The sequence below is a fragment of the Pelomonas sp. BJYL3 genome (assembly GCF_027257975.1).
GTDB classification, from domain to species: domain Bacteria; phylum Pseudomonadota; class Gammaproteobacteria; order Burkholderiales; family Burkholderiaceae_C; genus Roseateles_B; species Roseateles_B flavus.
The window spans coordinates 89,764-110,487 of sequence record NZ_JANZKX010000003.1; the positions used below are offsets into that span (position 1 = coordinate 89,764).

Below are 20,724 nucleotides of genomic sequence, written 5' to 3' on the forward strand. Positions count from 1 at the left end.
TCCTGCTGGGTGCCGATGGAGCTGGGGGCGGGCTTACTGCGGTGCGGCCAGCGCCTTGTCATGCATCCAGGCGGCGTGCTTGGGTGCGCGCTTGGTCTGGTTCCACTCTTCCAGCATCTCCCACTTGCAGGCGTCCAGGGCCTTGTACATCTCGGGCGTGCCGACATCGGCGGCCAGCTCGACGCGATGACCGTTGGGATCGAAGAAGTAGATGCTCTTGAAGATGGTGTGATCGGTCACGCCGATCACCTCGATGCCCGCGGCCTGCAGGCGGGCCTTGGTCTCCTCCAGGGTCTGCACGCTGTCGACCTTGAAGGCGATGTGCTGCACCCACTCGGGCGTGTTGGTGTCACGGCCCATGTCGGGCGAGTTGGGCAGCTCGAAGAAGGCCAGGATGTTGCCGTTGCCAGCGTCCAGGAACAGGTGCATGTAGGGATCCGGCGCCTGGGTGGACGGCACCTTGTCCTCGGCGATGGCCAGCACGAAGTCCATGTTCAGGTGCTTGACGTACCACTCGACGGTGGTCTTGGCGTCCTTGCAGCGATAGGCGACGTGGTGGATGCGTTCGATCTTCATGGCTTCTCCTCGGGTCCTCGTTGGGGGTCAGGTCTTGCGTCTGGTCAGGGGTCAGGTCTTGCAGGTGACGCTCACTGGCCTTCCAGGGCGCGCCACATCTCGACATCGCGCTCGGCGGTCCAGATGCGGGGATGGGTGTGGCCGCTGGCCTCGTCAAAGGCTCGGGTCACGTCAAAGGGCATGCAGTGGGCAAAGATGACCCACTGGCCATACTTCGGCTCCAGCGCGGCATAGGCCTCGCGGTAGACGGTGTTGAGGTCACGCCCGGCGGCCACGCCGGTCTTCACGGCGGCATAGAGCTCGGACACGAAGGCGCGCGTGCCTTCCAGGCCGGCACGGACCTGCTCGGGCGTCTGCAGCGCGGCGCCGCGGCCGGGCACCAACTTGGCGGGCTTGAGGGCGGCCAGGTTCTCCAGGGTCTGCGGCCAGTCCTGGAAGTAGGCGTCGCCGGCATAGGGCGTGGCATCGAACTCGACCAGATCGCCCGAGAACAGCACGCGGTCCTGGGGCAGCCAGACCACGGTGTCGCCCTTGGTGTGGCCACGGCCCAGCTGGAGGATCTGCACCTCCAGCTTGCCCAGCCACAGGGTCATCTTGCCGGTGAAGGTCAAGGTTGGCCAGGTCAGGCCGGCGGGCACGGATTCGACATTGCGGAAGAGGCGCGGGAAGCGGCCGATCTCGCTGGCCTTGTCCTGCTCGCCGCGCTCGACGATCAGGTCGAAGGTGTCCTGGCTGGCGATGATGTGCTCAGGCTCATAGGCGGAGGCGCCCAGCACGCGCACCGCGTGGTAGTGCGAGAGCAGGACGTACTTGATGGGCTTGTCCGTCACCTCGCGGATGCGGCGGATCACGTCCTGAGCCATGACGGGCGTGGCCTGGGTGTCGATGACCATCACCGCGTCATCGCCGATCACGATGCCGGTGTTCGGGTCCCCTTCGGCGGTGTAGGCGTAGGCGTGGTCCGAGAGCTTCTCGAAGCTGACGCGCTTCTCTTCCAGATCGGCTTGGGAGGCAAAGGTCTTGCTCATGATCAATTCAATCCTTGCGAATGCGTTTGACTATATCTAATTTAAGATCGCAACACCAGCGCACCCGATAATGCGCCGCCACCCCGATCTGCGCACCATGTCCGACGACACCGATTTCCCCGGCAAAGACAGTGAAACCCGCGGCCCGCGCGGCATCCAGAGCGTGGAGGTGGGCGGCCAGCTGCTGATCGCCCTGGCCCACCAGGGCCGTCCCCTGGCCCTGAAGGACCTGGCCCGCGAGGCCGGCATGACGCCCGCCAAGGCCCACCCCTATCTGGTGAGCTACATCAAGCTGGGACTGGTGGAGCAGGAAGCCGGCGGCGGGCGCTACGGTCTCGGCCCCCTGGCGCTGCAGCTGGGCCTGATCAGCCTGCAGCAGTACGAACCGGTGCGCCTGGCCACCCCCCGCATCGAGGAACTGGCCCTGAGCCTGGGCCACACGGTGGCGATCGCCGTCTGGGGCAACCGCGGCCCCACCATCGTGCGGGTGGCGGAAGCCCCCTCACCGGTGCATGTGAGCATGCGGCATGGCACGGTGATGAGCCTGCGCGGCACGGCCTCGGGCCGGCTGTTCGCGGCCTTCCTCCCCCAGGCCCAGGTCCTGGAGGCCCTGCGCCTCAATGAGGCCGCGGACGGCGAGCCACCCGCGCTGAGCCCTGCCTTCGAGCGCATCCTGGCCGAGACCCGCAGCGCGGGCCTGGCCCAGTCCCGCGACGGGGTGGTGGCAGGCGTTTCCGCCCTGGCGGCGCCAGTGTTCGATGATGGAGGGCGCATGGTGCTCAGCCTCACGGCCATCGGCCCGAGCGGCAATTTCGAGCTGCAGGAGACGGGCCTGCCGGCCCGGGAGCTCAAGCGCGTCGCCCGTGAACTGTCCCGGCAGCTGGGCTGGCGAGACGGTGGCATGGCAGCCCAGCATCCCTGAGGACCTCCCGCAGGCACCAGATCTGACCCCGACCCACTGAAACAGGCAAAGAAAAACCGGCCGAAGCCGGTTGATCATGCGTGCAGGAGGGGGCCGGAGGCGCTCACTGGCGGGAAGACGTCAGCTCCTCCAGCAGCACCGCCTCTTCCGAGGGCGAGTAGCCGAAGGGGTACAGGGAGCGCGCCACCGGGCCCAGGTGCGGCTGGCCACCGTAGCGGAGCACTTGCTGCTGGGCGTACTGGAAGTCCAGGCACATCAGCACGGCCGGGGCCTTCACACGGGGGTTCATGCGCTCTTCGCTGCAGATGCGGAAACCCAGCATGCGCTGGTAGTAGCCCACGTGGCGCGGATTCACCTCCACCACGAGCAGCTCGGCGCCGCGCAGGCGGAAGGCCTGCAGATAGGCCATATGGAAGAGGCAGGCCAGGACGCGCTTGGAGGCTTCGTCGATGTCCATGGCCAGCTGGGTGAATTCGCAGAGACGGCGGCCGCCGGCACGCAGCTGGCGCATCTCGGTCTTGAAGACCTGGTCGGCGGCCAGGCCCTCGCTGCCGTCGAAGCGCACGCTGAGGGTGCCCAGCACGGTGCCTTCGCGGGCGGCGGTCAGGGTCAGCAGATCGGCTTCCTGGCCTTCACGGCCATTGGCAGCGGCCTGCCCGGCCTTGGCGGCGATGGCATAGCCACGGGCGGCGTACTTGCGCCCCACCAGCTCCCGCGCCTGCAGGCGCTGGCTGGCAGACATGGCCGCACTGATGCGGAACGCTCGCACGGGAGCAATGGTGTTGGCGCCCCCAGACCGCAGGGTCGCACGCAGGGCGTCAACGGCCCCGGCGGCAAGAAAACCTGCACTGTCAGCAAACATCCAAAGACTCCCTCAAGGTGTTCAAGGTCGACGCAGTCTAGCGACGATTCGGAATCAAAACCGTTAAAAACATCGCTTCGTACAACATACACAAAGTCTTACACCAGCCCCTCTGACATGGACCAAATCAGCACAGGGTTAACACCGGATTCACTGGGATTTCCCGGATCTTCCCTGTGGGCCTGCCGCCACGTCCCCGGACTCCTGTGACAAGTCCTGACCCTCGCAAGGCCTGCCCCCGGCAAGACCTGACCCTCGTCCAGTGCTCTCCGTGCATTCGCATCCTGCTCCGGGCCTTCAGTCCTTCAGAAAGGCCGGCAGCACGCGACGGCGGCTGGCCTGCTCATAGGCATGGGCCAGGCCCAGCACCTTGGCGTCCTGCCAGGCCAGGCCGCCGAAGGACAGGGCGGCGGGCAGGCGCGCAGCCATGCCCATGGGCACGGTGATATGGGGATAGCCGGCCACGGCGAAGGGCGTGGTGAAGCCGCCCGCGGTGAAGTGGTCGCCCAGCACGGGATCGGTGAGCCAGGCCACGTTGCCGGTGGGTGCCACCACGGCGTCCAGCTGGTGCTCGGCGAAGAGCGCATCCAGCCCCTCGGCACGCGAGTAGCGGCGGTTGGTGGCCAGTGCCTCGCGGTAGGCGGCCGCCTCCAGGCCTTCGGTGGCCTCGGCCTGCTCGAAGAGCTCCTGGTCGAAGAAGGGCATGACCGTGCCGGCATGCTGGCGGTTCCAGGCGATCAGTTCGCCGAGGTTCTTGACGGGCGCATCCGGCTGGAATTCGGCCAGGTAGTCGCGCAGGCCGGCCTTGAGCTCGTGCATCAGCACGGTCAGCTCGGTCTCGGCGTACTTGGCCTGGTTGGGAATTTCCAGCTTGTCGACGAGCACCGCGCCCTGCTGGCGCAGCACCTCCAGGGCCTGCTCGAACAGGGCCATGACCTGGGGCTGGGGCGGCATGGCGGCACGAATCACGCCGATGCGCGCGCCCTTCAGCGCGTCCTTGCGCAGGGCGCCCTCGAAATCGAGCGCCGCGCCCGGGGGCAGGTCTTGCGTGGCGGCATCGCGGCTGTCGCGGCCCGCCATGCATTGGAGCAGCAGGGCGGCGTCGCGCACCGAGCGCGTCATGGGCCCGGCGGTGTCCTGCGAGCTGGCGATGGGGATGATGCCGTCGCGGCTCAGCAGCCCCAGGGTGGGCTTGAGGCCCACGATGCCGCAGATGCTGGCCGGCGAGGTCACGGAGCCGTCGGTCTCGGTGCCCACGGCCAGCGCGCACAGCCCGGCAGCCATGGCCACGGCGGAGCCGGAACTGGAGCCGCTGGGATTGCGGTTCAGCAGATAGGGGTGGCGGGTCTGGCCGCCGCGGCTGCTCCAGCCGCTGGTGGAGCGGCTGGAACGGATGTTGGCCCACTCACTGAGATTGGTCTTGCCCAGGATCAGGGCGCCGGCCTCGCGCAGGCGCTTGACGATGAAGGCGTCCCGCTTCGCGTGAAGCCCCGCCAGGGCGAGGGAGCCCGCCGTGGTGGCCATGCGGTCGGCGGTGGCGATGTTGTCCTTGATCAGCACGGGAATGCCGTACAGCGGACCGCGCTCCGCCTTGTGCCGATCCGCATCGAGCTGGCGGGCCTGGGACAGGGCGTCGGGGTTGAGCTCGATCACCGAGCGCAGCTGCGGGCCGCGGCGGTCCAGCATCTCGATGCGGTGCAGGTAGTGGCGCGTCAGGCGCTCGCAGCTGAGCTTGCCCTCGCGCAGGGCGGCCTGCAGCTCGCGCACGTCCATCTGGTCCCACGGCGCATTGAGGCCTGGCGACTGGGCGGCGGGCCGGGCGGCCGGCAATGCCTCGGCGGGGCCCAGGGCAGCCGTCAGCGCGGCGCTCAAGGGCAGGGAACCCGCGACAAAGCCGCGGCGGCTCAGGATGTTGTTCATGTGCCTGTCAACCCCCAACGAAAAGGGACGCTGGATTCTGACAGCGGCTTGTGACAGCAGCCTCGGTACAAGCCCGACGAATGCAACAAGCCTGCACAGGCCGGGCCGCGGCCGCAGCAAAGCGGCGCCTGCCCGCGGCCCCCATGAAAAAGGGGCAGGTTACCCTGCCCCTGGTGCCTTGCCGACCGCGCGGGCGCGGTCAGATGCTGTTTCAGTCCTTGCGAGCCAGTTGCAGCTGCGCCAGGCGGGCCATATTGCCCAGGGACAGGCGGTGCATCTCCAGCAGAGCCAGCAGGCCGTTGCGGTGCAGGCGCACGACCGTGGCGTCGTCCAGCTCGGCCAGCTTCTTCTCGTCCACGGTCATGAAGCCGTCGACATCGACCTTGTTGCCGGCTTCGTTGGTGGACTCGAAGCGCATGTCCTGCAGGATGCCCAGCTCGACCAGCTCGTGGCAGGCGGCGCGGGTGCGCTCGGTTTCGCGCTCGTAGCTCTCGACGAAGTTCTTGGCGTTGACCAGGAACTCGGTGGCCTCGCCATCGGCGGCGAACAGGGCCTGGCCGTCCTTCTCGGAGAAGCCTGCCCACTGGTCGTCGATGCACAGGGCCATGTTCCCCTGGTCATCGATGTGGGCCATCATGAAGGGATAGCGGCGCACATAGGCCGGTGCGTAGTTGGCCGTCCACTTGTCGCCTTCGACGAACAGGTTGTGGCCGGGCTTGAGACCCAGCACGGCCAGGGGGGCCACGGGCTGCTTGCCGCCGTCCTTGGGCGCCTCACCGGCGCGCACGAAGACGATGGGGAATTCCTTGCAGGCTTCCGAGAACTCGACCGTCGTCAGGAACATCGAGTTCAGGCCCTTGACCTTGTCCACCGTGGACAGGTCCGTGCGCAGGTGCAGCTTCTTGTGAGCCTCGCGGTCCAGGGGAACCACGCTGCCAAACATCGGGGGGGTGCTCATTCTTTCTCTCCGTCTTCCGCCAGTCGGCTGACCAGCACTTTGTCCACACGCTTGCCATCGAGGTCCACGACCTCGAATCTCCAGGCGTTCCACTCCACCACATCGGCCGTGCGCGGCAAGCGCCCCAGCAGCAGCATCACCATGCCGGCCAGGGTGTTGTAGCGCCCACGATCCTCTTCGGGCAGTTCCTTCAGACCCAGGCGGTCCTTGAGCTCGGGCACGGGGATCAGGCCGTCCATCAGCCAGCTCCCGTCCTCGCGCTGCACCGCCCAGGCATCGCCATCGCCGGGCGCATTGAACTCGCCCGCGATCGCTTCCAAGACATCACGCACAGAGATCACGCCCTGCACTTCACCGTATTCATCGACCACGAAGACCAGGGGCGCATTGGACGCCCGGAAGTGCTCCAGCAGCTCCATGCCCGAGAGGGTCTCCGGCACGAAGACCGAGGGCTCCAGGTCTTCGCCAAGGGCCAGGTCTTGCCCCGCCAGCACGCGCGCCAGCAGGCCCTGGGCGGTGGCAATGCCCAGCACGTCGTCCAGCCCGCCGCGGCAGACAGGGTAGCGGCTGTAGCCGTGGGCCTGCAGCATCTTGAGCACGGCCTCGGGCGTGTCCTCGACGTCCAGCCAGGCGATCTCGCCGCGGGGGATCATCATGGAGCCGATCTGGCGCTCGTCCAGGCGGAAGACGTTGCGCACCATCTGGTGCTCGTGCTGCTCGATGACACCGGCGTCCAGGCCCTCTTCCAGGCTGGCGGCGATCTCCTCTTCGGTCACGCTGCGCTGGGCCTTGCCGCGCAGGCCCATCAGGCCCAGCGTGGCCTCCGTGCAGAAGCTCAGGAAGCGCACCAGCGGGCGGGCCACCACCGAGAGGAACTCCATGGGCGGCGCCACCATGCGGGCCACGGTCTCGGGGTAGATCTGGCCCAGGCGCTTGGGCACCAGCTCGCCGAAGATGATGGTCACCACGGTGATGATCAACACCACCAGCGCGGTGGCGGTGACCTCCAGGGCGCGGTCGTGCAGGGGCGTGACGGTCTTCAGCCAGGCGGCCAGCGGTGCCGAGAAGGCCGCGTCGCCCACGATGCCGTTGAGCACGCCGATCGAGGTGATGCCGATCTGGACGGTCGAGAGGAACTTGGTGGGGTCGTCGTGCAGGTCCATGGCGGCCTGCGCCCCGGACTCACCCGACTCCACCAGCACCTGCAACCGCGCCTTGCGACTGGCCGACAGGGCCATTTCAGACATCGCGAAGAAACCGTTGAGCAGCAGCAGAAAGAGAAGTAAGGCGGTATCCATGGGGGGCGCCGGGCGGCAGGAGCATTTCGGGGGAAACCCTGGCCAGGCGCGAAAAAACCAGTCGAAGCGCGCAAGCGTAGCAGAAGCCCGTGGCGTTTCCGACCGCACAATCCCGGTGATGAACTACCTGATCGGTGACCTGCAGGGCTGCTGCGATGCGCTGGAGCGCCTGCTGCTAACCCTGGACTTCTCCCCTTCGCGCGACCGCATCCACTGCCTGGGCGACCTGGTCAACCGCGGCCCCGCCTCGCTGCGCACCCTGCGCCGCCTGCAGGGCATGGGCGATGCCGCACAGTGCCTGCTGGGCAACCATGACCTGCACCTGCTGGCCACCGCGCACGGCGTGCGCAAGCCCGGCAAGAGCGACACCGTGCGCGACATCCTCGAGGCCCCCGACCGCGACGCCCTGCTGGACTGGCTGCGCCATCAGCGCATGGCGGCCGAAGCGCAGGGCTGGCTGCTGGTCCATGCCGGCGTCGTGCCGCAGTGGGACCGCGCACAGACGCTCGCGCTGGCGGCGGAGGTCGAATCCCTGCTGCGCGGCCCGGAGCTCGCCGGCTTCCTCCACGAGATGTACGGCAACGAGCCGGACCGCTGGCAGGACGGCCTCCAGGGCACGGCCCGGCTGCGCTTCATCGTCAATGTGCTCACCCGCATCCGCTTCTGCTCGGCCGAGGGCCAGCTGGAGTTCAAGACCAAGGACGGCGCCGGCGAGGCGCCGCCGGGCTTCATGCCCTGGTTCGAGGTGCCCGGCCGGCGCAGCGCGGGCCAGCCCATCGCCTTCGGCCACTGGTCCACCCTGGGCCTTCAGCAGCGGCACGACCTGCTGGCGCTGGACACCGGCTGCGTCTGGGGCGGCTCGCTGAGCGCAGCGGCGCTGGATGCCCAGGGCCGCGTCAGCGACATCATCCAGGTGCGCTGCGCGCAGGCACAGCAGCCGGGCTGAGGCGGGTCCTCAGGCGCCCCGCCCCTCGATCAGGTCCAGCAAGGGCCGCGTTCCTTCGTACAGCGCGTCCAGCAGCAGGCGGATGCGCGGCACCTTGCGCAGCTCCGGGCGTGTCAGCAGCCACAGCTCGCTGCGCCAGTCCCGGGGCGGGTCAAAGACGCGGCGCAGGCCCGGATCGGCATCGCCCAGGAAGCAGGGGATCGCCCCCAGGCCCAGCCCCTGGCGGACAAACTGGTGGACATGCACCAGCGAATGGGTGCGGATGCACACCTGCTGCCCCAGGCCCTGCTGCTCCAGCCAGCGCGCCGAATCGAGGTGGGCGAGCGTCTCGTCGACCCCCACCCACGGCAGGGTGTCCAGCCGGTCCGCCCGGACGCCGCCCAGCTTCTTCGAGGCATAGACCGTGGCCGCGACCCATCCCAGGCGCCGGCCCACCAGGGACTCGGGCGGGACGCCGCCGGTGCGCAGAGCCACGTCGGCATCCCCGTGGATCAGGTCGGTCAGCGTGTTGGCCGAGCCGACCTGCAGCTGCACCTGGGCCCGGCTCTGGTAGGACGCCAGCAGGGCGGGCAGCGGTCCGCTCATCCAGGTGTCACCCGCACTCAGGCGCACGAGGCCGCCGGGCCAGGCTTGGCGGCTCCTCACGCTGTGCGTCAGCGCCTGCACCTCCTGGGCCATGCGCTGCGCCAGCGCGACGACCTCCTGGCCGGCACTCGTGGGCCTGTAGCCCGCCCGGCCCCGTTCGAAGAGGCGCACGCCGAGCTGGCGCTCCGCGGCCTGCAGCCGCCGGTACAGCGTGGCCGCGCTGATGCCCAGCGGTCCCGCCGCAGCCTCCAGCCCGCCCGCCCTGGCCAGCTGGGCGAGCAGGCGCAGGTCGTCCCAGTCCGGCATCGAGTCCTTCATCGCCGCTCCTTCCCTGGCTGCCGTCGACGCGGCCTGAACAGAACAGCAATTTTGCCAGCCATGCTTGCAAATCTGCTGTGTGGTCGGCGCGCGGCAAGGCCAAGAATTCAGTCATCCACCCACTCGCCACGCCGCGCCATGAACACCCCCGAGATCTTCCGCCCCCGCCATGCCAGCGAGATCGACCGCCTGATCGCCCACCACCCCCTGGCCCTGGTCATCAGCAGCGAGGGCACGCAGATCGAGGCCTCGCCCCTGCCGCTGGTCCTGCAGCGCGACGCCCGGGGCGAAGGCGTGCTCATCGGCCACTTCTCCCGGCACAACCCGCAGCTGGCGCTGATCCGGCGCCAGCCGCGCGCCCTCGTGGCCTTCAGCGGGGCCCAGGGCTACATCTCCACCAGCTGGTTCCGCGACCGCCGCTACGCGCCCACCTGGAACTACGAGGCCGTGCACCTGCAGGTCCACATCACGCTGGAGGACAGCCCCGAGGCCGCGGCAGCCGCCCTGGACACCCTGGTCGCCCACGTCGAGGCCCCCTACCCCCGCCCCTGGCATGCCAGCGAGATGGGCGCCCGCAAGGCGCAGCTCGCCCAGCACATCGTGGCCTTCAGGGCCCGCATCCTGGACACCCAGGCGCAGTTCAAGCTCGGCCAGGGTGATCCGCCCGAGGTGATGGAAGACACCTACGCCGGCCTCGAGCGCTACGGCCAGCACGCGCTGGCCCTGGCCATGCGCCGCCGCGAACGCCTGGAAGCCGGTCCGGCGACCTGAGCGGTGGCGATTGAAGGCTAGAATCCGCAGCGCTCCACCGGGAGACGTGGCCGAGTGGTTTAAGGCAGCGGTCTTGAAAACCGCCGAGGGCTTATCCCCTCCGTGAGTTCGAATCTCACCGTCTCCGCCAACAATTCACGTGGCGCCCGAACACCGCGGCGCTAGCATGGCCCCGGCCGCATCCTGCGGCTGACGCATCGCAGCAGTTCAACGCATGCAGAGCCATCGCCGCCCCCTGGCCTTTCTTTCCGGATTCGTCCTATACGTGGGCGGGCTCGCGGCCGCCGTGGCCGCGACCTCCACGCCGCTGAACTGGCTCCTGGTCGGACGCCTGGATGGCCTCGCGGTCTTCCTGCGCCTGCTGGGCCTGGCCCTGCCCTCGCTGCTGCTTGCCGTGGCCTGGACCTACTTCAGCCTGCGCACCCGCCAGCGCAGCCGGCGCAGCAGCTGGCTCTGGTATCGCATCGGCATGGGGCTGGCCATGGTGTTCACCTTCACCGCCGGCTTCTTCCTGCTGGCCGAGCTGGATGTCACCAAGGTCTGGTCGCCCTTCACCCTGCTCACCTCGGCCCGCATGCCGCCCTTCTGGGGTCTGCAGAACAGCCTGGCCATCGTCGTGGGGGCCTGGCTGGGCTTTCGCCTGCTGCCTGCGCGCCAGCCCCATGGGCCGGGTGCGAGGGGCGCGACGCTGGATCCGGCGCTCAGCCGCCTGGACTGAAGGCGCCCCGGCCCGCCATCACGATGCGATTGCGCCCTTGCGCCTTGGCGGCGTAGAGCGCCGCATCGGCCGCCGCCACCAGGCCGCCGGCCAGCTGCGGCAGCTGTGAGCTGGACAGCAGCTGGGAGAGCAGGGACAGGCCCGCCGACAGCGTCACCGGCAGGCGCACGCCGTCCGGCAGCTCCACGCTGGTCTCGCACAGGGCGCGGCGGATCCGCTCGGCGGTCTCCAGAGCATGCTCGTCAGGGCAGCGCGGCAGCAGCACGACGAACTCCTCGCCGCCGTAGCGGGCGATGGTGTCGCCGGCCCGCAGCTGCTGGCGGATGCGCTGGCCGACCTGGCGCAGCACCTCGTCGCCCACGGGATGGCCGTAGCTGTCGTTGATGCGCTTGAAGTGGTCGACGTCCAGGAACAGGCAGGCCAGCCCATGGCCGTGGCGCTGCGCCTCCCCCACCTCGATGGGGCAGCGCTGCTCGAAGTAGCGCCGGTTGTGCAGCCCGGTCAGGGCATCGGTGATGCCGGCCTGGCGCAGGCGTTCCTGGTTGAGCACGTTGTCCAGACAGATCGCGACGACGGCCGCCAGGCGCTCCAGAAACTCGGTGCCGGCGTCGACCTCGTAGCGGGACACGTCCCGGCTGGCGAACTGGAGGCTGCCGATCAGCTGGCCCTGCCGCACCAGGGGCAGCACAGCGCAGGAAGCCAGGCCAGGCACGCGCTCCGGTCCGAACAGGGCCGCATGGCGCCAGGACTGGAACTGCCCCAGCGCGGGCCGCTGGCCCAGCTGCAGCAGCAGAGGCTGCTCGGAGGCCGTGCCCAGGAGCTGGAGCCCAGGCAGCGAGGCCGCCAGATCCGTGCCGGCTTCGTCCAGGCAGCGCTGAAGATCGCCACCGGCGTCCAGCAGGCACAGGCCCACGGCGTCCAGCTCGAAGCTCTCGCGGTAGTCCTGCAGGATCACGCGCAGCAGATCCGGCAGCGAGCCTGCGCCGATGAGGGCATGCTCCAGACGCTCGAAGCGCCGCAGCTTCTCCTCGTTGCTGCGCGCCTGCTGCAGCAGGGATTCCAGGCGTCGACGGAGCTGGTCGTTCTGGGCTTGGAGCGCCTCGGTCATGCGATGAAGGGCGGGGAAGATGAGGCCTCGGGGGCGGATGCGGCAACTGTAGCGGCATGCGCCCGGGATGGCCCCGGCAAGCAGGCCAGACTCAGTAGTTCAGCACGAAGCGGCTCTGGAAACGCCGTCCCTGCGAGTCCGCCGCGGTCAGCCAGAGCTCGCTGGTCGTCGGCGTGGCGCCACCGGGCAGCACGCTGGGGCCCAGGGTCTGCTCGGTGCTCACCGGCAGGGCCAGCTTGATCTCGCGGATGGAGGGCGCAGCCGGGTCGGTGGCCTGCACGAGCCGCATGCTCAGCATTCGCATGTCCGGGTTGGCAGCGGCCCACTTGGCCCAGCTGTACTTGCGCCCGAAGCTGAGCTGGCGGCCCAGCAGGGCGCTGGTGGCGAGCTCGTCGATCATCGGGAAGCGGCTGGTCGCGGGGGCGACGGGCACCTCGGCGCGCAGGTAGGCCGGCTGGGTCCGGGCCGTGCTGCCGGGCGGCGTGAAGCTGACGCTGTACTTGGCCGAGCGCTGGGCGTCCGCCCCGCCGATCCAGCCGACGCTGTCCTGCAGCAGGGCGTAGTCCGTGGCCTGCCCGGTGGCCGTGGTGCTGGTGGCACCGGGGACCTTGGTGATGCACATGCGCGCACGGGCACAGTAGGCCATGGCAATCGCGAAGCCGTTGGGCGTCTGCACCACGCCGCTGTCCAGGGCACTGGTGATGGGGGCGTCCAGCGTCTGGCCCTGCAGGTCCAGCTGCACGCCGGCGCGCGGATTGACCGTGGTGCCGGATTTCAGGCTGCCATCGCCCCCGAAGCTCGCCACGGTCATGGGGATGACGTTGAACTCCAGCGCGCGCCCGTTGCCGTAGAGCCGCCAGGACGGCACGCCCGCGGTGGTGGACTTGAGGTAGTTGACCGTGGTCTGGAAGATGTCCAGCACCTTGCCGGCGCTGTCCGTCACGTAGGCGCTGACCTGCAGACGGGTGCAGTTGCCGGAGGCGAACACATCGTCCAGGCAGGCCACGATCTGGAATCGGCCCAGCTGCTGGTTCTTGCTGGCCAGGTCCGCGAAGTACAGGGCCATGGAGTTCTTGTCCCGGCTGTCATTGACGGTGAAGGCCGAGAGCAGGCTGTGGCTGCTGATCGCGCTGGCCGAGAGGCCCTGGGCCAGCATCTTGTTGATCGCAGCCGGCAGCTCGTCCAGGCTGGCCGCGTTGGGCAGCAGGGTGGTGGCGCCGGTCGTGGCCTTGAGCGTGCTGGTGACGGCGTTGAGCGGCGTGGCCGAGCTGCCCTTGGCCAGCTCGGCCTTCAGCGCGGGCAGGTCCACCACCACCTCGACAGGCGCGCCCGGCTTGAGCTTGTTGGCCAGCAGCAGCTGCGGCGCACCGGCACTGCTGCTGCCCAGGTCCACCCGCAGGGCCTCGATCAGCAGGTCCAGCGCGCCCTTGTTCGCGGCGAAGCTGGCGTCGCCAAGCAGGTCCAGGGTGGTGGCGTCTGTGATCTTGGCGTCGCTGATATTGGACTTGATCAGGGTCTTGAGGAAGTCCGAGGCAGCCGCGAGCTGGGTGCCGACGAGGGCCACGGCGCTGCTGTTGCCCGCCACATCGTTGAACACGGTGCCGGGCGCGTCGCCCACGGTCAGGGCCAGCAGGGCCTCGCTGAGGGGAGACACATTGGCCACCATGCTGGCCGAGGTCTTGGGCACCGCCGAGTGCAGCAGCACCATGTCGCCCAGGGCGTTGAGCCCCCGCACCTCCACCAGCAGGGGCGCCTGCGGGCTCTGCTTGCCGAGCGTGATCTTGTAGCTGCCATCGGTGGGATGGGTGCTGCCCGTGCCCACCGTGGCGCCGCTGGCGTCCAGCACCGTGACGCTGGCCGAGCCCAGCGGGGCGCCCGTGGCCGCCACGCCGCTGAGCACCGGCGGCGTGGTGCTGCCGGTGCCGGTGTCCGTGCCACTGCTGCCTCCGCCCCCTCCGCCGCCGCAGGCCACCAATGCAAAGGCCAGGCTCCAGCTGAGCCACCGACCGGCCGCAGGCAGGAGGCGCAAGGACGTGGAAGGACGCGAGGAGTGCAGGGGCGAGGCAGGCATGGTGGGCAGGGGCTGAGCCATCGTCAGGAGACGGATGGAGGCAGTATCCCGGCAGCCGCCGCCATGCGAAGGGCTCAAAAGCGCCGCTAAACAGCCGATATCGCGCGCCTTGGCCGACGGCAGCCCGTCAGACAGGGCCGCAGGGTCAGGCCTGCCCCGGCGCCTTCATCCAGAGTTCGTCCAGGTGCTTGAAGCCCCAGTCGGCGGGGTTCTCACGCGAGACGATGCGGTCCGTGGCCGAGGGCAGGTCCAGGTTGACCAGCTCCGTGGGGATGGGCAGCTGCGACTTGGTCGAGAAGAAGACCCGCACCAGCGGTGCCGTCAGGCGCACGGGGCTCTGCTCCACCACCACGGCCAGACGCCCGGAGTGCAGCTTCACCAGGGTCCCCACCGGGTAGATGCCCACGCTCTTGACGAAGGCCTGGAAGACGGCCGGGTCGAAGTGGCCCGTCCACTGCGCCATGCGCTGGATGGAGCCGGCGGGGTCCCAGGCGTTCTTGTAGGGGCGGGTGGAGGTGATGGCGTCGTAGACATCGCAGACCGCGCCCATGCGGGACAGCAGCGAGATTTCCTCGCCCTTGAGCTTCTTGGGGTAGCCGCTGCCGTCGATCCTCTCGTGGTGGTGCAGGCAGACATCCAGCGCCGCAGCCGGCACAGCACCGCCCTCCAGCAGCATCTCGTAGCCGCGCACCGGGTGGGAGCGCATGACGGCGAACTCGTCGTCGGTCAGCTGCCCGGGCTTGTTGAGCACGTCGATGGGCATGGCCATCTTGCCGACGTCATGCAGCAGACCCGCCAGGCCGGCCTCGCGCGTCTGGGCCTCGTCCAGGCCCATGTGCCGGGACAGGGACACCATCAGGGCGCACACCGCCACCGAGTGCATGTAGGTGTAGTCGTCCTTGGTCTTGAGCCGGGCGAGGCTGATCAGCGCGGAGGGGTTGCGCGACACCGAATTGGCGACCTCCTCCACCAGCGGCAGGCACTGCTCGGAATCGATGGCCTTGCCCAGGCGAGCTTCGCCGAAGAGGTGGATGACGGCGGCCCGTGAACGGTTGACGATCTGCGCGGCGCGGCCCATTTCGTCATGCAGGCTGGCGCGCATGCCGGGCGGCGTTGCGGCAGGCACAGGGGCGGCGGCCTGCGGCCGAGGCTCCTGGGGCTTGGCAGGCTGGGGCGCGGGTTCCGGCGCGGGCTCAGGCACCGGCTCGACCCTGGGCTCGGCCTCCTGGATGTCCAGGCCCTTCTCCACGTCAATCCAGACGGCGACCACACCGCTCTTGAGCAAGGCGTCGACCTCGCTCTGCTCGCGCAGCACGAACTTGGTCTTCCAGAAGGGGTGGGACAGCCATGAGCCTTCCATGGACTGCAAGAACATGCCGAGCCGGACGTGCTGGGTCGGTATTCTTTTGAGCATGGGAGGCGGGTAGGAACCGGAGCGGAAATCTGCCGCCCAGTATCGACGGTGCCCCTCCCGATGAAAAGCCAAATCGGACACAAAAAAGCCGCCTAGCGAGGCGGCTTGATCCGACACCGTGCGGGCGCTCAGCGCATCTTGCTCTGGGGCACGGTGCGCAGCTCGCCATTGAGCGAGGCCAGGTACTTGGAAATGGCCTTCAGCTCGGCATGGCTGAACTGCTTGACCTGGCCGGCCATGATGGCGTTGCCGCGACCCACGTAAGGGTTGCCTTCGGTCTGGTAGGACTTCAGTGCGGCGTAGAGGTAGTCGGCGTGCTGGCCGGCCAGCTTGGGATAGGCGCCGTCGATGGGCTTGCTGAAGTTCGCGCCATGGCAGGAAGCGCATGCGCCCTTGTTCAGCAGCTCGGCCACATTGGCCGGCGCCGCAGCGGCATCGCCGGCGGCGGGGGCCTGGGCCTGCTGCTCGTAGTAGGCGGAGATGTCAGCGATGTCCTGCTCGCTCAGCGACTGCGCGATGCCGCGCATGGTCGGGTGCTTGCGCTCGCCCTTGGCGTAGGCATTCAGGGCCGAGGCGATGTACTTGGCATTCTGGCCAGCGATCATCGGCACCTTGTGAATTTCGGGGAAGGTCGCCTGATAGCCGACGATGCCGTGGCAGCCGATGCACATGGCGATCTTCTTCTCACCCGCCTTGACGTCCTGCGCCTGTGCGCCGACAGCGGTGAGGCCAGCGAGAACGGCGAAGGTGAGCTTCAACAGTTTGTTCATGGTCCCGAAGTTCTTGATCTGACACCGGGGCGCATTATAGGGACGGACCTTATACTGGTTTGCAGGCTTACCCGCATTGATCCACAGCATGAAGTTCCAAGGCTCCGAGCAGTACGTCGCCACCGCCGACCTGATGTTGGCCGTGAACGCCGCCATCACCCTCAAACGCCCCTTGCTGGTCAAGGGCGAACCCGGCACCGGCAAGACCATGCTGGCCGAGGAGGTGGCCCAGAGCGTGGGCCTGCCGCTGTTGCAGTGGCACATCAAGAGCACGACCAAGGCGCAGCAGGGCCTCTACGAGTACGACGCCGTCAGCCGCCTGCGCGACAGCCAGCTCGGCGACGAGCGCGTCAAGGACATCCACAACTACATCGTAAAGGGCGTGCTGTGGCAGGCCTTCGAGTCGGACACGCCCGTGGCCCTGCTGATCGATGAGATCGACAAGGCCGACATCGAGTTCCCCAACGACCTGCTGCGCGAACTCGACCGCATGGAGTTCTACTGCTACGAGACGCGGCAGATGATCCGGGCCAAGCACCGCCCCCTGGTCTTCATCACCTCCAACAACGAGAAGGAGCTGCCGGACGCCTTCCTGCGCCGCTGCTTCTTCCACTACATCAAGTTCCCCGAGGCCGAGACCATGCAGCGCATCGCCGACCTGCATTTCCCCGGCCTCAAGAAGGAGCTGCTGGCCGCGGCGCTCAAGACCTTCTACGACGTGCGCAACCTGCCCGGCCTCAAGAAGAAGCCCAGCACCTCCGAGCTGATCGACTGGCTCAAGCTGCTGCTGGCCGAGGACATCCCCGTCGACGCGCTCAGGGCGCAGGACGACAAGGTCGCCATCCCTCCGCTCGTGGGCGCGCTGCTGAAGAACGAGCAAGACCTGACCCTCTTCGAGAAGCTGGTCTTCATGCAGAGCCGCAACCGCTGAGCGCCAGCGCGGCAGGTTTCCCTGCCTCGTCGCCCCTACACTGCGGCCCGGTGCGCACACCGGCGTGCCCGCATGACGAGGAGCAAGGCGCATGGCCACGAGCAAGACCTTCAGCATTGAGGCCCTCTGGGCCATCGAGCGCCTCGGCGCGCCCAGCCTCTCGCCCGACGGAGCGCAGGCCGTGGCCAGCCTCACGAGCCCCTCGCTCGAGAAGGACAGCAGCCAGAGCAGCCTGTGGCTGCTCTCCACGCTGGGCGGCGAACCCCGCCGCCTGACCCAGGCCGGCGACAAGGACGCCAGCCCGCGCTGGAGCCCGCAGGGCGACCAGATCGCCTTCATCGCCCGCCGCGAGCAGGACGGCGTCAGGGACGACAGCCCGCAGCTCTACCTCATCGCACCCGATGGCGGCGAGGCGCGGCGCGCCACCTCGCTGCCCATGGGCGTCGAGGCCTTCAAGTGGTTCCCGGACGGCCGCCACATCGCCTTCGTGGCCTGGGTCTGGCCCCATCTCAAGGGCGCGGCCGCGCAGGCCAAGGCCTGGGCCGCGCACCAGGCCCGCAAGACCAGCGGCTATGTGACCTCGGAGGCGCTCTACCGCTTCTGGGATCACCACGTTCCCATGGACCGCGTGCCCCATCTGCACGTGCTGGACACGCGCAGCGGCAAGGTTCGCGACCTGTTCGAGGGCACGGACCGGGAGCTCAGCCGCTCCGAACCCGACGCCGACTGCTTCGACATCTCCCCCGACGGCCGGCGCATCGTCTTCGCCTTCGACCCGGCCGCCGAGAAGCGCCTGGACCATTGCTTCGCGCTGGCCGAGGTGGAGGTCCGCAGCCGCCAGGTGCGCACGCTGCTGCAGGAGGACGGCTGGCATCTGCATGCGCCCGTCTACAGCCACGCGGGCCACCACCTGGCCTTCCTGGCCTGCCATCGCGGCCTCAGGCATACCATGCCGGACCAGCTGGGCGTGCTGGACACGCATGGCAACTGGGCCGTGCTGTCCGAGGACTGGGACCGCGAGGTCCAGGCTCCGCTGCGCTGGGACGAAGACGACCTGGGCGTGCTCTTCTGCGCCGAGGACGAGGGCCGGCGCCACCTCTGGCGCTTCGACGTCAAGACCTGCGCCGCCTTCACGCAGTTCGAGGGCGGCCATGCCGCGGCCTTCGACCTGCAGGCCGGCACCCTGGTCGTGCTGCATGACAGCGCGCAGCATCCGCCCCGCCTCAGCGTGATGGAGGGCGAGACGCCCCTGCGCATCGAGAACTTCAACGACGCCCTGCTCAAGCCCCTGCGCCTGGGCCGCGTCGAGCCGGTGAGCTTCAAGGGCGCACAGGACGACGAGGTCCAGATGTGGCTGACCTACCCGCCCGGCTTCGATGCCAAGCGCAGGCACCCCGTCCTGCACCTGATCCACGGCGGCCCGCACTCGGCCTTCGGCGACATGTGGCACTTCCGCTGGAACGCCCAGCTGCTGGCCGCGCAGGGCTATGTGGTGGCCTGCGTGAACTACCACGGCTCCTCGGGCTACGGACAGGCTTTCAAGGACGCCATCACGCAGCGCTGGGGCGAGCTGGAGCTGCAGGACATCGAGGCCGCGACCGACTGGCTGCTGAAGAAGCCCTGGGTCGCCCGCGACCGCGTCTTCGCCGGCGGCGGCAGCTTTGGCGGCTATCTGGTGGCCTGGATGAACGGGCACGTGAAGGCCGGGCGCTACCAGGCCTATGTCTGCCACGCGGGCTGCTACGACTGGCAGGCCATGTTCGCGGACGACGCCTACACCTGGCACGCCAAGGAGCTGGGCGCCTGGTACTGGGACGACCCGGCCCGCGTGGCGGCCCAGAGCCCGCATGCCTTTGCCCATCGCATGGAAACGCCCACCCTGGTCATCCACGGCGCCCAGGACTACCGCGTGCCGGACGCGCAGGGCCTGGCCTACTACAACACCCTCAAGGCCCGCGGCGTGGATGCCCGCCTGCTGTGGTTCCCCGACGAGAATCACTGGGTGCTGAAGCCGCAGAACAGCCAGCTCTGGTATGCCGAGTTCCTGGGCTGGCTGGCGGCGCATGACCCGGCGCGCCGCGGGGCGGCACGCAAGACCGTTCGGGCGCCCGCGCGCAGGCGCAGCTAGCCAGTTCTGCAGGTTCTGCAGGTTCTGCGGGTTCTGCGGGTTCTGCGGGTTCAGTGGATTCAGCGAGCGCCGCGGCGCGGGCGGCCGAGGCCGCGCTCGTCGCCCTCGCCCCAGTCCACATCGGCACAGAGCACGCGCAGCCGCGCGTCCTGCCAGAAGGCCAGGGACAGGGTCACGCACATGCGCGCGCCGTGCAGGCTCAGGTAGGGCCGCGTCACCTGCAGCGTGCCCACCGCGGCCATGGCGCGGCGGAAATACGGCCGGCGCGACCAGCGCGCATCGCCCGAGGCGTCCAGCGGCGCAAAGCGCAGGTCGGGGCTGTCGGACTGCACGTCAGGGTGGATGCGCATGCCCAGGTCATGACCGTGCTCGTCGAGCAGGAAGCACATCTGCGCCCCTGCGATCGAGAGCACCCCCTGGCAGGCCTGCTCCAGCCTGTCTCCGGCCTGCAGCCGGGCCACGGCGGTCAGCACGGCGCTGCGGAAGGGCTGGAGGACCTCGTCCTCGCGCTCGCGGCCCAGCATCTGGCGGTCCTCGATCAGGTCCCAGAAGCCGTCGATGGTGGGATTGGCCTGGGGCGCCAGCAGGTCGGCCGCGGGCCGGCCCAGGCCGAAGCCTTGCAGCAGGTCCACGTCGGCATCCAGGGCCAGCTGCATGTCGTCCCGCCCCTCGATGCCCTCCTGCAGCACCAGCGCGCCGCACTCATGCAGCAGCGCCACCATCTGCGCCATGATGCGGGCGATGCGCGGCGAGGCCAGGGCGCGCTGGGGCAGGCTCTTGTCCAGCTTCACGATCTCGGGCTTCATGCGCCAGACCCGGTCGAAGTTGGAATGCCCGGCGCCGAAGTCGTCCAGGGCCAGCAGGCAGCCCGTGGCGCGGGCGCGCTCCACGGCGTCCTCGAAGCGTGCGCCCTGGGCCATGATCTCCTCGGTGACCTCGAAGACCAGGCGGTGCATGGGCAGGCCCAGTTGCTCGACGGTGCTGACGGCGCGGGCCAGCATCGGCGCCTCATGCGCGGCCCTGACGAAGACCTCGGGATGGATGTTGAGGAAGAGCCAGCAGTCGGGCACCTGCTGCGTCACGAAGTTGTGGACATGCAGCAGGCGGCACAGGCGGTCCAGCTGCATCTGCGAGCCCGCGCCCTCCCGCTGCGCCTGGACCTGCGCAAAGACCTGACCCGGATCGAGCGCCTCGCCCGCCGGTGTCGCGAAGCGCGCCAGGGCCTCGTAGCCCACCGGGCTGCGGTGCGGCAGGCTGTAGATGGGCTGGAACTGGCTGCTGATGCGCAAACCCTGGTGCTGGCCCACCCAGCGCCCGTCCTCCTCCTGGATGGCGGCATAGAGGGCCTGCATGGTCCGCTCCACGTCCTGGTTCATGGCGCTTCCGGCAAGAATCGATCC

18 protein-coding genes and 1 tRNA gene are annotated in these 20,724 nt (G+C 68.9%); 7 read left to right on the forward strand and 12 right to left on the reverse strand.

The genetic code is table 11. The features are described 5' to 3' along the window. Window positions 1-33: 33 nt before the first annotated feature. Entirely contained in the window at window positions 34-576 is a 543-nt protein-coding gene (locus O9Y01_RS10085) for a VOC family protein (RefSeq protein WP_269631468.1), read from the reverse strand. A gap of 71 nt (window positions 577-647) precedes the next feature. Then, the gene (locus tag O9Y01_RS10090) at window positions 648-1,607 is read right to left on the reverse strand and encodes an MBL fold metallo-hydrolase (protein WP_269632107.1); all 960 of its coding nucleotides are present in this window, start codon (window positions 1,605-1,607) and stop codon (window positions 648-650) included. 94 nt (window positions 1,608-1,701) lie between these two features. On the opposite strand from O9Y01_RS10090, the gene O9Y01_RS10095 reads away from it, so the two are divergent. Further along, complete coding sequence (locus O9Y01_RS10095) at window positions 1,702-2,526, forward strand: IclR family transcriptional regulator (RefSeq protein WP_269631469.1); 825 nt, start codon at window positions 1,702-1,704, stop codon at window positions 2,524-2,526. 103 nt (window positions 2,527-2,629) lie between these two features. Here O9Y01_RS10095 and O9Y01_RS10100 read toward each other — a convergent pair whose 3' ends face one another. From O9Y01_RS10100 to O9Y01_RS10115, 4 genes are all read right to left on the reverse strand, one after another. After that, on the reverse strand, window positions 2,630-3,268 hold the full coding sequence (locus tag O9Y01_RS10100) for an N-acyl amino acid synthase FeeM domain-containing protein (RefSeq protein ID WP_269631470.1): 639 nt from the start codon (window positions 3,266-3,268) through the stop codon (window positions 2,630-2,632). A 417-nt stretch (window positions 3,269-3,685) separates the two neighbouring features. Then, window positions 3,686-5,308, reverse strand: a complete 1,623-nt coding sequence (locus O9Y01_RS10105) for an amidase (RefSeq protein WP_269631471.1) — start codon at window positions 5,306-5,308, stop codon at window positions 3,686-3,688. A 211-nt stretch (window positions 5,309-5,519) separates the two neighbouring features. Beyond that, window positions 5,520-6,266 carry a SapC family protein gene (locus O9Y01_RS10110; RefSeq protein WP_269631472.1) on the reverse strand — a complete coding sequence of 249 codons (747 nt, stop codon included), beginning with the start codon at window positions 6,264-6,266 and terminating at the stop codon, window positions 5,520-5,522. After that, complete coding sequence (locus tag O9Y01_RS10115; protein WP_269631473.1) at window positions 6,263-7,564, reverse strand: hemolysin family protein; 1,302 nt, start codon at window positions 7,562-7,564, stop codon at window positions 6,263-6,265. Before O9Y01_RS10115 ends, O9Y01_RS10110 begins: the two co-directional genes overlap by 4 nt. Window positions 7,565-7,682: 118 nt before the next feature. Here O9Y01_RS10115 and O9Y01_RS10120 point away from each other — a divergent pair, with 118 nt between their 5' ends. After that, a complete protein-coding gene (locus tag O9Y01_RS10120) occupies window positions 7,683-8,510 on the forward strand; it encodes a symmetrical bis(5'-nucleosyl)-tetraphosphatase (RefSeq protein WP_269631474.1) in 828 nt (275 codons plus the stop codon). A gap of 9 nt (window positions 8,511-8,519) precedes the next feature. Here O9Y01_RS10120 and O9Y01_RS10125 read toward each other — a convergent pair whose 3' ends face one another. Next, on the reverse strand, window positions 8,520-9,413 hold the full coding sequence (locus tag O9Y01_RS10125) for a LysR family transcriptional regulator (RefSeq protein WP_269631475.1): 894 nt from the start codon (window positions 9,411-9,413) through the stop codon (window positions 8,520-8,522). Between the two features lie 138 nt (window positions 9,414-9,551). Here O9Y01_RS10125 and O9Y01_RS10130 point away from each other — a divergent pair, with 138 nt between their 5' ends. The 3 genes from O9Y01_RS10130 to O9Y01_RS10140 all read left to right on the forward strand — a co-directional run bounded on the left by O9Y01_RS10130 (window position 9,552) and on the right by O9Y01_RS10140 (window position 10,902). Further along, the gene (locus tag O9Y01_RS10130) at window positions 9,552-10,184 is read left to right on the forward strand and encodes an FMN-binding negative transcriptional regulator (RefSeq protein ID WP_269631476.1); all 633 of its coding nucleotides are present in this window, start codon (window positions 9,552-9,554) and stop codon (window positions 10,182-10,184) included. A 40-nt stretch (window positions 10,185-10,224) separates the two neighbouring features. Then, window positions 10,225-10,314 (forward strand) — tRNA-Ser (locus tag O9Y01_RS10135). An 84-nt stretch (window positions 10,315-10,398) separates the two neighbouring features. Beyond that, window positions 10,399-10,902 carry a hypothetical protein gene (locus O9Y01_RS10140; protein ID WP_269631477.1) on the forward strand — a complete coding sequence of 168 codons (504 nt, stop codon included), beginning with the start codon at window positions 10,399-10,401 and terminating at the stop codon, window positions 10,900-10,902. On the opposite strand, the gene O9Y01_RS10145 is transcribed toward O9Y01_RS10140, so the two are convergent. From O9Y01_RS10145 to O9Y01_RS10160, 4 genes are all read right to left on the reverse strand, one after another. Further along, window positions 10,886-12,010, reverse strand: a complete 1,125-nt coding sequence (locus tag O9Y01_RS10145; protein ID WP_269631478.1) for a DUF484 family protein — start codon at window positions 12,008-12,010, stop codon at window positions 10,886-10,888. The two genes, O9Y01_RS10140 and O9Y01_RS10145, sit on opposite strands and share 17 nt — an antisense overlap. A gap of 91 nt (window positions 12,011-12,101) precedes the next feature. Then, on the reverse strand, window positions 12,102-14,102 hold the full coding sequence (locus O9Y01_RS10150) for a hypothetical protein (RefSeq protein ID WP_269631479.1): 2,001 nt from the start codon (window positions 14,100-14,102) through the stop codon (window positions 12,102-12,104). A gap of 124 nt (window positions 14,103-14,226) precedes the next feature. Continuing rightward, entirely contained in the window at window positions 14,227-15,495 is a 1,269-nt protein-coding gene (locus tag O9Y01_RS10155) for an HD-GYP domain-containing protein (RefSeq protein ID WP_269631480.1), read from the reverse strand. Between the two features lie 128 nt (window positions 15,496-15,623). Continuing rightward, complete coding sequence (locus O9Y01_RS10160) at window positions 15,624-16,265, reverse strand: c-type cytochrome (protein ID WP_269631481.1); 642 nt, start codon at window positions 16,263-16,265, stop codon at window positions 15,624-15,626. 88 nt (window positions 16,266-16,353) lie between these two features. Here O9Y01_RS10160 and O9Y01_RS10165 point away from each other — a divergent pair, with 88 nt between their 5' ends. Both O9Y01_RS10165 and O9Y01_RS10170 read left to right on the forward strand, forming a co-directional pair. Next, window positions 16,354-17,196, forward strand: coding sequence for an AAA family ATPase (locus tag O9Y01_RS10165; RefSeq protein ID WP_269631482.1), 843 nt, complete (start codon window positions 16,354-16,356; stop codon window positions 17,194-17,196). A 91-nt stretch (window positions 17,197-17,287) separates the two neighbouring features. After that, a complete protein-coding gene (locus O9Y01_RS10170; RefSeq protein ID WP_269631483.1) occupies window positions 17,288-19,324 on the forward strand; it encodes a S9 family peptidase in 2,037 nt (678 codons plus the stop codon). A 59-nt stretch (window positions 19,325-19,383) separates the two neighbouring features. Here the strand turns inward: O9Y01_RS10170 and O9Y01_RS10175 are convergent, their stop codons facing one another. Then, window positions 19,384-20,700: an EAL domain-containing protein gene (locus O9Y01_RS10175; RefSeq protein ID WP_269631484.1), complete on the reverse strand. Its 1,317-nt coding sequence runs from the start codon at window positions 20,698-20,700 to the stop codon at window positions 19,384-19,386. Window positions 20,701-20,724 lie beyond the last annotated feature (24 nt).

Excerpts from the sequence above, each read along its gene's own strand:
- O9Y01_RS10170 (WP_269631483.1), top strand. The coding sequence starts at position 17,288 with ATGGCCACGAGCAAGACCTTCAGCATTGAGGCCCTCTGGGCCATCGAG.
- O9Y01_RS10150 (WP_269631479.1), bottom strand. The coding sequence starts at position 14,102 with ATGGCTCAGCCCCTGCCCACCATGCCTGCCTCGCCCCTGCACTCCTCG.
- O9Y01_RS10115 (WP_269631473.1), bottom strand. The coding sequence starts at position 7,564 with ATGGATACCGCCTTACTTCTCTTTCTGCTGCTGCTCAACGGTTTCTTC.
- O9Y01_RS10120 (WP_269631474.1), top strand. The coding sequence starts at position 7,683 with ATGAACTACCTGATCGGTGACCTGCAGGGCTGCTGCGATGCGCTGGAG.
- O9Y01_RS10165 (WP_269631482.1), top strand. The coding sequence starts at position 16,354 with ATGAAGTTCCAAGGCTCCGAGCAGTACGTCGCCACCGCCGACCTGATG.
- O9Y01_RS10130 (WP_269631476.1), top strand. The coding sequence starts at position 9,552 with ATGAACACCCCCGAGATCTTCCGCCCCCGCCATGCCAGCGAGATCGAC.
- O9Y01_RS10110 (WP_269631472.1), bottom strand. The coding sequence starts at position 6,266 with ATGAGCACCCCCCCGATGTTTGGCAGCGTGGTTCCCCTGGACCGCGAG.
- O9Y01_RS10155 (WP_269631480.1), bottom strand. The coding sequence starts at position 15,495 with ATGCTCAAAAGAATACCGACCCAGCACGTCCGGCTCGGCATGTTCTTG.
- O9Y01_RS10125 (WP_269631475.1), bottom strand. The coding sequence starts at position 9,413 with ATGAAGGACTCGATGCCGGACTGGGACGACCTGCGCCTGCTCGCCCAG.
- O9Y01_RS10160 (WP_269631481.1), bottom strand. The coding sequence starts at position 16,265 with ATGAACAAACTGTTGAAGCTCACCTTCGCCGTTCTCGCTGGCCTCACC.
- O9Y01_RS10085 (WP_269631468.1), bottom strand. The coding sequence starts at position 576 with ATGAAGATCGAACGCATCCACCACGTCGCCTATCGCTGCAAGGACGCC.
- O9Y01_RS10175 (WP_269631484.1), bottom strand. The coding sequence starts at position 20,700 with ATGAACCAGGACGTGGAGCGGACCATGCAGGCCCTCTATGCCGCCATC.
- O9Y01_RS10140 (WP_269631477.1), top strand. The coding sequence starts at position 10,399 with ATGCAGAGCCATCGCCGCCCCCTGGCCTTTCTTTCCGGATTCGTCCTA.
- O9Y01_RS10105 (WP_269631471.1), bottom strand. The coding sequence starts at position 5,308 with ATGAACAACATCCTGAGCCGCCGCGGCTTTGTCGCGGGTTCCCTGCCC.
- O9Y01_RS10145 (WP_269631478.1), bottom strand. The coding sequence starts at position 12,010 with ATGACCGAGGCGCTCCAAGCCCAGAACGACCAGCTCCGTCGACGCCTG.
- O9Y01_RS10095 (WP_269631469.1), top strand. The coding sequence starts at position 1,702 with ATGTCCGACGACACCGATTTCCCCGGCAAAGACAGTGAAACCCGCGGC.
- O9Y01_RS10100 (WP_269631470.1), bottom strand. The coding sequence starts at position 3,268 with ATGTCTGCCAGCCAGCGCCTGCAGGCGCGGGAGCTGGTGGGGCGCAAG.